At 48.9% G+C, this 11,246-nt stretch carries 5 protein-coding genes; all 5 read left to right on the plus strand.

All coding sequences use genetic code 11. The annotated features are described in order from the left end of the window. Positions 1-35: 35 nt before the first annotated feature. Entirely contained in the window at positions 36-1,601 is a 1,566-nt protein-coding gene (locus EDM58_RS05585) for a TIGR02677 family protein (protein WP_122912484.1), read from the plus strand. Next, complete coding sequence (locus EDM58_RS05590; RefSeq protein WP_122912485.1) at positions 1,598-2,821, plus strand: TIGR02678 family protein; 1,224 nt, start codon at positions 1,598-1,600, stop codon at positions 2,819-2,821. Before EDM58_RS05585 ends, EDM58_RS05590 begins: the two co-directional genes overlap by 4 nt. After that, a complete protein-coding gene (locus tag EDM58_RS05595; RefSeq protein WP_183187430.1) occupies positions 2,805-7,070 on the plus strand; it encodes a TIGR02680 family protein in 4,266 nt (1,421 codons plus the stop codon). Before EDM58_RS05590 ends, EDM58_RS05595 begins: the two co-directional genes overlap by 17 nt. Then, on the plus strand, positions 7,057-8,445 hold the full coding sequence (locus tag EDM58_RS05600) for a TIGR02679 domain-containing protein (RefSeq protein WP_023559128.1): 1,389 nt from the start codon (positions 7,057-7,059) through the stop codon (positions 8,443-8,445). Before EDM58_RS05595 ends, EDM58_RS05600 begins: the two co-directional genes overlap by 14 nt. 171 nt (positions 8,446-8,616) lie before the next feature. Next, positions 8,617-11,037 (plus strand): CRISPR-associated helicase Cas3', encoded by a 2,421-nt coding sequence (gene cas3, locus EDM58_RS05605; protein ID WP_122912487.1) that lies wholly within the window; start codon positions 8,617-8,619, stop codon positions 11,035-11,037. The last annotated feature ends 209 nt before the right edge of the window (positions 11,038-11,246 follow it).

Consider the following 11,246-nt stretch of genomic DNA (forward strand, 5'->3'; position numbering starts at 1 on the left):
ACTTTTAGAAACTAGCGGATAAGAGGTGATCTTTCATGGAGAAAACAAGATCGATTCGTACCTATAAAGCCGTCACAGAAGCCAAGTACCTGTCCGTAGAAAACGCACACCGTTATCGGGCCATCTTGCGCTATTTCTATGAAGAACAACAGAGACTGCGTTACTGGTTAAGACCGGAAGAAATCCTTCAAGCGGTCAAAGAAAGAATAGAGCCCAGCGATGCTTCTTCTTACAACGAAGATTTACTACAGCTGGATTTGCAACAATTGCATGATTGGGGCAATTTGCAACGGAAGCAGTCCGGAAAGGTGAATAAAATCGAGGATTTTAAGAAAAAGCGGTATCGTTATCAGGCGACCCCTTACACGATCAAGTTTGAGCGTTTGATTGAGGATTTGGAGGAGATGGGGGATGCGTACGGCGGCTCCCTGGAGGTCACCCAATTTGAAAAGCTGGTAGAAACGCTTCGCTGGCTGACAAGACTGGCCCGTGTCTCTTTCCATCGACCAGGTGAGCGCCCAAGGTACGAGATGGAAGATTGGAGCAACGAAAAGCTTTATGATTGGTGGACGGAATTGTATGAGCAGTTTCGTAAGGTGACCAACAATGCAAGAGATTATATGGCGAGCCTAGACAGCGTACAGGTAGAAGATGCGATGATGACCGAACAATTCCTCCTGTACAAGGACAAGGTGACAGACTATTTGAGGCGGTTCATGATGGGGCTGCAGCGCAGTTCATATCAGATTGAAGGGCTGCTGGTACAGGTAGACCGCAGACTGTTGCAAGATCTCTTGCACCGGGTAGCAAGCTACGAGGTTTCGATCCCTCGCTTCGAACAGACGGCTTGGACTAAGGAAGACTATACAGCACGTTTTTTTGAGCAGTGGGAAGGGATTTGGCACTGGTTCTTGGGAGACGGAAGCGGTCGGGGCAGTGATCTAGAAGATCTGCAGCGCGAAACAAACGAGGCGATACGCAGAATAGCGCGCTATGCGCAGCGAATGGGAGAGCGGCAATCCAGTATGCGAAGCCGCAGAGCGGACTATCTGTATCTCGCCAAATGGTTTGCATCCCATGAAGAAGTGGAGCCGGCCCATTGTTTGTCCGCAGCCGTATTCGGGATCACGGAGATGCACCATTTCTGGGTGGAAGGACCGAAGTCAACGGAGGACATTTACTGCGAAATTTGGGACATGTCAGCATCTGACTATGACGTGAAGCCGCGCATCAATGGTTATCGGGAGAGGACAAGACCGAGCAAGATTGATACAAAAGATGAGCAGAAAGAAGCCATGCTCGCCGCCTACTTGCAACAGAAAGCACAGCGGCAGAGCAGATTGAACGAATTATTTGCCGCAGATCGGGTAAGTTTGCGGGATTTGCCAATCGTGGAGCCCTTTGTGCGGCAAACCTTGCTCGGATGGATCGGAAAAAGCATGGCGTCACCAGCACGAGAAGGAAAAACAGATGACGGCAGAAGATTTAGGCTGACGGAGACGGGGACTGGGGAGCGAATCAGACTGCAGTGTACCGATGGTGTATTGGAATTGCCGGATTTCGTGTTGTACTTTCTGGATGAAAGCAAGGTGAAGAGATGAGTGAACAGCAGGCTACTGATACCAGGTATACATCCCGATTTGATGATTTGGCAAGACAAGCGGCCTGGGAACTGCTAAGAAGGCTATGGATCCCGAGAAGCGATATTCTTGTTTACCAGGCAGTTCGCGACCGTGAGATGGTGCTGCGTTCCTTTTTCAATGAAAAACTGGGCTTTCGCCTTTTAATCCACTACGAATTTGTCAAGCTGGAGAAGTTTGTAAGCAGAGGAATCCGCCCGTGGATGGGGTTGCCTGGCTTGCTGGAAGTGCGCGACTACGTGTTTTTTTGCTTGTTGATGGCGTTTTTAGAGACGAAGAGCGTAGATGATCAATTCCTGCTCTCAGACATATGTGAGGAGGTCAAAGTATCCTATCCGGGGCAAGTTGTTGTCGACTGGACAAGCTACGAACAACGTAAATCGCTGGTTCGGGTCTTGCAGCTCGCTCGGGAATGGGAGCTACTCGTAGTCGTAGACGGTGACGATTTAGGGTTTACAGCTTCAGAGCAAGCGGATGTGCTTTATGAAGCCACCCCGTTGGTCAAATACTTTTTGCGAGCGTATCCGCGCGATCTGATGCAGTTTGAGACAGCTGAGGATTTCATGCGGATAGTGGAGTCAGAAAACGAAACGCTGGCCCGCAGGCACCGCGTGTACAGGCAACTTCTGCTTACCCCGGGAGTTCGGGAGGAAGAGCTGGACGACGGAGATTGGACGTATCTGCGAAATCAGCGAAACGTGATTGCCCGTGACTTTGATGAGACAGTATCCATGTCGTTGGAACTCTACGGACATGATGCCATGCTGGTGCACTATGGAAGAAGCCAAAGCTTAACCTTGTATCCAGATGCGAGAGCGATTAGCGATGTCGTCTACTTTTTTGCCAGAGCAGTACGCGGTCAAATCGATATGGGAGAACTGCAGCGTCAAAAGGACGGCTGTCTTCTGCTCACGCCCGTCGATTTCGGGAACCTTCTCGTTCAATGTCGTACCGACTTTGGGGATGGTTGGGGGAAAGCGTTGCGGGACCTGTCTGACAAACAGCTGGCCAAACTCTTACTGGAAGAGATGGAGGCGTGGGGATTGGTGCAGCGTCATGAACAGGAGGAACTCATTCGGGTCATGCCGCGACTGGGTAGAATCATGGCCCGTTACCCGAAGGATTACGAGAAAAAGTTGAAAAATGAAGGCGGTGGTGGAACAGATGGAGACACAGAATAAGATCAATAGATGGCAGTTGTCCAGAGCGGGTCTGGTCAATTTCTGGTACTACGGCGATGAAAGCTTTGATTTTGCGGACGGGAAACTGTTGCTTCGCGGAACGAACGGTTCCGGAAAATCGGTTACGATGCAAAGCTTGCTTCCTGTCGTACTGGATGGGAAGAAAAGCCCGGATCGGCTGGATCCCTTTGGCTCCAAGGCGCGGCGCATGGAAGATTACCTTTTGGGAGAAAAAGAGGTCACTGGTCGGGATGAACGCACCGGTTATCTTTATCTGGAATTTTGCAAACCGTACACCGCGCAATTTCTGACCATAGGCATCGGCCTGCGGGCAAAACGCAACGCACAAATGGACTTCTGGGGATTTTCCATCCAGGACAACCGAAGGATCGGGAAGGATTTCTATCTGTACCGGAATGTGTATAATGCCGAGACGCAGGAGCAGGAGCGAATCCCTTTAGCGAAGAGAGAATTAGAGCGCGAGATCAGTCAGGGAGGCAGAGTGGTGTTTTCCCAGAGCGATTACGCGGAGATGGTGAACAAGTTGCTGTTCGGATTCTCTTCGGCAGACAGCTATGAAGATTTGATCAAATTGCTGATTCAACTGCGCAGTCCCAAATTGTCCAAGGATTTCAAACCGACAGTCATCTACAACATCCTGGAAAATTCTCTGCCTGGCTTGTCTGATGAAGAGCTGAGGCCGTTGTCAGATGCGATTGAGTCCATGGATCGCACCAAGCTCCAGCTGGAACAATTGGAGCGAGATCACAAGTCATTGGCGCGGATTGCCAAGGACTACACCGAGTATAACCGCTTTATCTGGTTTGACAAGGCGAAGGGACTGGCAGATACTGTACAGGCTGCACGTTCCGCACAAAGGAAAGCCCAGGAGTATCGCCAGCTTCTCGTGCGTGAAGAAGAAGAACTGACCAGGCTGCAATCCGAACAAGAAGCACTTGCGTTGGAGCAGTTGACTCTGACAGCGGAACACGATCGTCTGAAAGAGAATGATTTTGCCAAAGCTGAAGCGGAACGGGTCGAAGTGGATGGCCAGCTGAAGAGGGAAGAATCACGGCTGACTGCCAAAAGGAAAGAGTCCGATGTCAAGCGGGAAAAGGTCAGCCAGCTCCACCGGACAATAGATGACATCCAGCTGAAAATGAAGCAGGCCGATGCCGATATGGCTGATTTGCTGGAGAGTATGGAGGATGCTGTCGGGGAGAACGAATTTCCGGTACATGAAGTAGCTCGCGGCGAGTTTGAACGGGCGCAAGCGGGCTACTCGATGGAACTTTGGCAAAAAGAGTCCCGGCAGTATCGCGATCAGCTGCAGCAAACGCTGGATCAGGCTGTCAAAACGGCAGAAGCGGAACGAAATCGTCTGGAAGCGGAACGCGCGCTGGGAGACGCCCAAAAAATGGTGGATGAGTTGCAGCGTGAACAAGATAAGTGGGAACGTGTCGTAGAAGAAGAAAAGGATGGGCTCATTGCCAACTTACATCAGTGGCAAGGTGAGGCGCAGGAGTTAAAGCTGTCTGTTGAGGCTGTTAGAGAAACCATTCGGCGCATTACCAAGTTTGAAGCTTCGGATCGTTACGAAATAGTCAGGGAACCGCTGAACCAATCCTATCAGCTTTTCCGGCAAAAGATTCGGGATCAGCTCGCGGATCTGGGAAGGAAAGTCGAGGATACAAAGCTGGACCGTCAAAAGGCAGAGGCTGAACTCCACATCTGGCTGGCGAAAAAAGAGCCTGAACCGCCGCGTCATGAACAGACAGAGGTGGCGAGAACGTGGCTGACAAACCAAGGCATCCCCTATGTGCCTTTGTACGAAGCGGTCGAATACCGTCCGGAGGTGCCTGAAGAAACGAGGGCCGCGATTGAGTCCGCCTTGAAGGAAGCGGGGCTCCTGGATGCGCTGATCATTCCGCATACCTATCTGGATCGTCTTGATGTGTGGGCGGATCAGATCAAAGACAGGGTGATTGTACCTGAGCCGCAACTGTTTGCCCACACCATCAGCGAATGGTTGACGCCTTCTCCAGTGGAGGGGCTGGGTGTAGGCAAAGAAGATATCGAAGCAGTCCTGCAGACTGTAATGACAGAAAAAGCAGGCGGGTCATCCGTAGCTGCTTATGTCACTGCGAGCGGGACTTATGGTATGAGTGTATTGAGCGGTAATGCTCCTGTTATCGAAAAATCAGTGTTTGTAGGAAGGGAGGCACGGCGCAGATATCGCGACGAACAGCTGGCATTCTGGAGGAAAAAGATAGAAGAATTTGATCTGGAGCTGGAACGTCTGGGAAAAGATGTGCAAGGAATGGAGAACCGCTTGGACCTCCTTGGGCAGGAATATCAGCAGTTCCCGTCGGGCCATGACCTTCTATCGGCTTTGCAGGCTGTCGAACAGATCCGGCAGCGTCTGGTGATCTGGCAAGAAGAAGTGCAGAACCGCAATCGAAAAGTTCGTGCTGCCGTGGAAACGCTGTACCGGGAGCGGGAAAAGCTGAAGCAAGGCGCAGACGGATTGACCATTCCGCTGGACGAAGATATACTTCGTCAGGCACTTCGCTCCATGCAGGATTATCTGGAAGACCTGCGTCAATTGGAGACGGCTTACCGCGAGAAACTGAATTTGACTGATCGGCTTCGTGTCACGGAAGGGCTGCATGAAGATGCGATCTATGACTGGGATCGGCTGCGCGGCGAAGAAAATGAACTGCAAATGGGTGTAGAACAGCTGAACCAGCGCCTTCAGTCGATCGATCGGATGCTAGCTTCTCAGGGAGCAGAGGAGATTCGTGCAAGAATTCGTTACTGCAAGGAAAGGTTGAGAGAACTTCCTGAATTGATGACAGCCACGGCTGGAGCGATAGGAAACGCCAGGGCGAAATGTGAGCAATACAAGGAGAATCAAGTGGAGGCCGACAAAATGGCCGAGGTTCGTCAACAATTGCAGACGGCCTGGTGGAAAGTATTTTCCGATGAATACGCCTTAGGCCTTTGGCGTTACCTGGATTTATTCCAGGAGGAAGCTGCCGCAGAAGGCGTGCAGCACCAGCTCGATGATTTCGCGATTCGCGTGGTAAAAAAGCTTCAGCCGGCGATGGCGGAACGGGAGAGGGAGTATTATAACAATCAACTGCAGAGAACGTTTGAAAATGAACGACAGATTCATTTGCTGGAGTATCAGCCGACACTTGATTACGTGCATGAATACAAGGGAGAAGCGGCTGGGGAGCAACATGCCGAAGTATACCAGTTGACACATCTCTGGAAAGAGCTGAAGACCAGATCAAGACGGAGAACGATTTTGCTGGAGTACGAAGGCAAGCGATGCCATCCCTATGATTTGCAGGAAAAACTGGAACACGAGATTCAGATGCATCGCCTGTATCTGACAGCAGAGGATCGCAAAATTTTCGAGGAAGTGATCCTGCAAAGCGTTGGACGTGTGATTAAACATCGCATCCATCGGGCGGAAAAATGGGTCGAGCGGATGAATGAATTGATGTCCCAGCGTAATAGTTCGAGCGGACTTACCTTCTCATTGAAGTGGCTTCCTCGGGCAGCGGAAAATGAGTTGCAAATGGATACCGCCGATTTGGTGGAATTCCTACGCAAGGACCCTGCCTTGATGAGGGAGCAGGATATCGAGCGCATCACCAACCATTTCCGCTCCCATATCGACAGGGCCAAGCGGGATATCAGCGGGGCCGCAGAGGGCAGCGGAGAAACCCTGCATCAGATTATGAAAAGAATCCTGGACTACCGTCATTGGTTTACGTTTAAACTTTTCCACAAACGCGAAGGAGAGCCGAACAAAGAGCTCACAGACCGCCTTTTCTTTACCTTTAGTGGTGGCGAGAAAGCGATGGCAATGTATATACCGCTCCTGTCTGCAGCGTACTCTCGATACTTGGAAGCAGATTCGCTTGCACCGCGGATCATCTCTCTCGATGAGGCCTTTGCGGGAGTGGATGAGAATAACATCCGGGACATGTTTGAGCTTGTGGAACAATTGGGTTTCAACTACATCATGAATTCACAGGCTTTGTGGGGAGATTACGACACGGTCTCTCGCCTGGCCATCTGTGAATTGATTCGTCCCAAAAATGCGGACGTCGTCGCAGTCGCCCGATATTTGTGGGAGGGCGGCACGTTGCATGTGATGAACGAAGAATGGACGGATTGGGGAGATTCCGTGGTTGCAGTCAGCCTGGAGGAAGATACTGATGACGAAGAATGAGGACCGGCAGCTTCGTCATCAGGCAGACAGCTATTTTCGCTCCCGATCGCAAGGCTATGACCGCCTGTTCAAGGGATTGCTTCGGAAGTATCGCAGTCTCGGTCATTTTGGCGGGAAGCTGACGTTGCCCCGACTGTCACTGGAAGAAGCGGATGTTTTGACAGGTCTGCTGAACAAGCGTTTTGATCCGGGATCAGACGGAATCATACGGGTCTCAGATGTGGAAAGCGGATTTGCGAAAACAAAATATGCGCAGCTTGACTTGCTTTCCATCCTAGAGGGATATTTCGGGGAACCGATTGTCAGCAAAAAAGAGGAGCAGCTTTTGCAGGAACGTGAGTGGGACCTGTTTTGGGCAGACTTGCTGGAGACCGTCGCAGAAGAGCCTTGTTCAAAGGCGCAAGGCTGGATACAGGCGCTAGCCAAACATCAGGGCACGGGCGCTCTGGCAGTCAGCCAGTGGTGGAGTGCATCTGCGGAAGAACTTCGGGAAGCTTTGCTGACAGTCGTACGAGCTGTCCGCCATCTTGATCGGATGGCGGACGGCGAATATATCCGTCTGGCTGTGTTGGCGACACAAGTGACGGGTAATCCGCACGGTTTCGATATGCAAACACAGTTAGGAAAATTGCTGCTTTATGCAATTTGTTATATATTGGAAAAGGTTGGCCCATCCAATGCGGAAGAAATGACGCAAATTTTGTACGAATGTCAGATTCTCAGAGATGATCTGTCTTCACAGGTCGCTATTAGCGGAATTGTGGGGCAAAACACGAGGGGGCGTGGGTATCTCGGAAGCGAAAAGGAGGTCTACGGCCTGCCACTTCGCACGGTAGTCAAATATGCAGGATTTGAACCGTATTTGATGGAGGGTGGGGTGAAGCGGGTTTGGATTGTAGAAAATCCCGCTGTGTTCTCCTCGATTTTGGATCGTTGGGAGCATGATTATCCGGAAGAGGCTCTGCCGCCATTGGTCTGTTCCTCGGGCCAGTTTTCCCTGGCGGTGCTCGCCTTGTGTGACCGCCTGGCAGCAGCTGGATGCCAGATGTTCTACTCTGGCGATTATGACCCCGAGGGTTTTCAAATGGCTATACGCTTGTGGCGCCGTTATGGAGACGAACATGTGGCGTTCTGGCGATACCAGGAAGAGGATTATACATCGAAGGTGCAAGAAATCCCGATCGAAGAGAGAAGATGGAATCAGCTGCGGAAGCTTGTCGAGGACGAAGGGAGCAGGGACTTGCCTGCCGATCTGGTAAAAACCATGCAAACGGCACTGCGGGAGTATAAACCAGTATATCAGGAGGCGTTGCTGGATAATCTCTACCTGGACATCAAGACGGCGTTGGTGACGAGAATAGTTGAGAGAGCGTAGGTTTTTGGACCTAGCTCTCTATTTATTTTTGCGGTATACACGATTTTCCAGAAATGATATATGATTAGAAGTGACATCATGCGACAAAAAACAAGGGTTTCTGGCAATGGATTCATACGAGACTAACGTCACAAGCTGAACATGTACTTCACGAGGATTGGAGGGGTAAATATGGTATTCATCGCACATATTCGTGAAAGTGATAAGCAAATTCAAAGCGTGGAAGAGCATTTGCTCGGGGTCAAGGCATTGGCAGAAACGATTGGGGACAAGATTGGAGTCAAGCATATAGCGGGTCTGGCAGGCATGCTTCATGATATGGGCAAATTTACGCATCAGTTTAAAAACTACATCATTGAAGCTGTACAAAATCCGGAAAATCCGCCGAAACGGGGAAGTGTTGATCATTCTACTTCGGGCGGACGGTTATTGTACCAGAAGTATCATACGGGAGTTCCGTCCAGAGGAGGGTGGATTTTGGCGGAGGTGGTAGGAAACGCCGTTATTTCCCATCACTCTTATCTCCATGATTTTCTCAACTCTGATCAGGAGTCCCCTTACCTTCGTCGTGTAGAGGAGCGGGAATTACCAGAATATGAGCGGTCGATGGAGAATTTTTTTACTTATGTCATTTGTGAAGAAAAATTTCAGCAGTATGTATCACGAGCAGTAGAAGAACTGGAGGAATTTCTAAGCAAACCCTTTGCCGCAAATGGCGAGAGCAAGCTGATGCTCCTGACCAAGTATATTTTTAGTGCCTTGATTGATGCAGATCGGACGAATACCAGATTATTTGAAGAAAACAGAAGTGAAGAACCGGAGCAGTGCCGCAAAGATTTATTTGAAACCTACTATAAAAAGCTGATGGACAAGATACGTGCCTTTCAAGAAGAGTCAGATGCCGACACACCAATCAATATACTAAGAAGAAAAATGTCAGATGAGTGTGACAAATTTGCTGAAAAACCTTCAGGCATTTATACGCTTTCAATCCCTACCGGCGGGGGAAAGACGTTGGCAAGTCTGCGTTACGCCCTCAAGCATGCCAGCCGAGAAGGGAAGAAACACGTCATTTATGTTGTCCCGTTTACAACCATCATTGAGCAAAACGCCGCAGAAGTGCGCAACATCTTGAAGGACGATGGAAACATTCTCGAGCATCACTCCAATGTGATTGATGATGAGCAGGATGACGATGAAGATCAGTCCGGGATGATCAATACCCGCCAAAAGTTAAAGCTGGCTAAGGATAACTGGGATTCTCCAATTATTTTCACAACCATGGTGCAGTTTTTGAATGTGTTCTATGCCAGAGGAAGCAGGAATATTCGTAGGCTTCATAATCTGTGTGAATCGGTGATTATTTTTGATGAGGTGCAAAAGGTTCCTGTCTCATGTGTATCGTTATTTAACCATGCGCTTAATTTCCTGAAAACATACGGTCGTTCCAGTCTGATTCTTTGCACAGCGACTCAGCCAGCTTTGTCTCGAGTGAAACATCAGTTAGATATCAATCCGGATGCGGAAATTATTCAAGACCTGAGTCAGGTCATAGATGCGTTTAAAAGGGTGGAAATTGTAGACAAGGCAACGGATGAGCTGTTTGATAATGAAAAACTGACTCAATTTATTCGTGAAAAGCTGGATGAGGTCCAAAGTATACTGGTTGTTTTGAATACGAAAACAGTTGTCAAAAATTTATATTGCGAATGGGAATCGAGTGAAGTGCCGCTCTACCATCTGAGCACTTCCATGTGCGCTTCCCATCGGAATGCCATTTTGAAAAAGGTACGGAATCATCTGAAACATGGAGAGAAAGTGATTTGCTTCAGCACGCAATTGATTGAAGCGGGGGTAGATGTCAGTTTTGATTGCGTGATTCGCTCCTTGGCTGGACTTGATTCGATTGCGCAGGCTGCCGGTCGATGCAACCGGCACGGGAAGAGAGAAATTCAACAAGTGTATGTGATTGATCACGTCGAGGAGAATCTGGATCATTTACCGGAAATCAAGGTAGGAAAAAAAATCTCCAAGAAAATCCTTATTGATCTGAAAGCCAATCCGAAGCATCATGGCGGTAATCTTTTGTCTGTTCGGGCTATGGATCGCTATTTTCAGGAGTTTTATGGAGACCTGGATAAGAGTTTAAACTATTTCATCCCGAAATTGAAAAAAGAGATGATTGAGTTGTTGATGTCGGACAAGACTATTAACTCATACTATTTGGCTTACAAGGACCGTTGGAAGAAACACCTCCCTTTGTATATTGCGAACAGTTACAGAACCGCTGCAGATTATTTTCAAGTGATTGACGATCATACCACAGCAGTGATTGTTCCTTACGAGGAGGGGAAAGAGATAATCGCCCAGTTAAATGGCAGTGGAACAATCGAGAATCTTTCTGGCTTATTGAGAAAAGCTCAGCAATACACGATCAATTTATTGCGTTATGAACGAGACCAATTGGCACAGAATGGCGGACTGGTACCGTTGCTGGGTGGGAAGGTTTGGGCATTGGCGGAGACGGCTTATAATAAAGAGTTTGGGGTTGATTTGGAGAACAATAGCGAATTAGAGGATTTATTAATTTGAGGATGATGAGAACCTATCCTCATTCTAGATAGGTTCTCCCGAATTATATACTATATTTTTCAATCCACGCCTTTGGCGACAATTTATTATACCATGCGCAATCAGAAATTTATAACAAGTTCATATAATATATAATTCAAGAAATTTTGTTGAATTACTATTTGTTTGCGCATACAATGTAAATAATGGAAATGTAAGGTTTGGTGGTG

Source organism: Brevibacillus panacihumi, assembly GCF_003710985.1.
Classification (GTDB): Bacteria; Bacillota; Bacilli; order Brevibacillales; family Brevibacillaceae; genus Brevibacillus; species Brevibacillus panacihumi.

What these genes read in the sequence shown, in the direction of transcription:
- cas3 (WP_122912487.1), top strand. Translation starts at nt 8,617, where the DNA reads ATGGTATTCATCGCACATATTCGTGAAAGTGATAAGCAAATTCAAAGC.
- EDM58_RS05595 (WP_183187430.1), top strand. Translation starts at nt 2,805, where the DNA reads ATGGAGACACAGAATAAGATCAATAGATGGCAGTTGTCCAGAGCGGGT.
- EDM58_RS05585 (WP_122912484.1), top strand. Translation starts at nt 36, where the DNA reads ATGGAGAAAACAAGATCGATTCGTACCTATAAAGCCGTCACAGAAGCC.
- EDM58_RS05590 (WP_122912485.1), top strand. Translation starts at nt 1,598, where the DNA reads ATGAGTGAACAGCAGGCTACTGATACCAGGTATACATCCCGATTTGAT.
- EDM58_RS05600 (WP_023559128.1), top strand. Translation starts at nt 7,057, where the DNA reads ATGACGAAGAATGAGGACCGGCAGCTTCGTCATCAGGCAGACAGCTAT.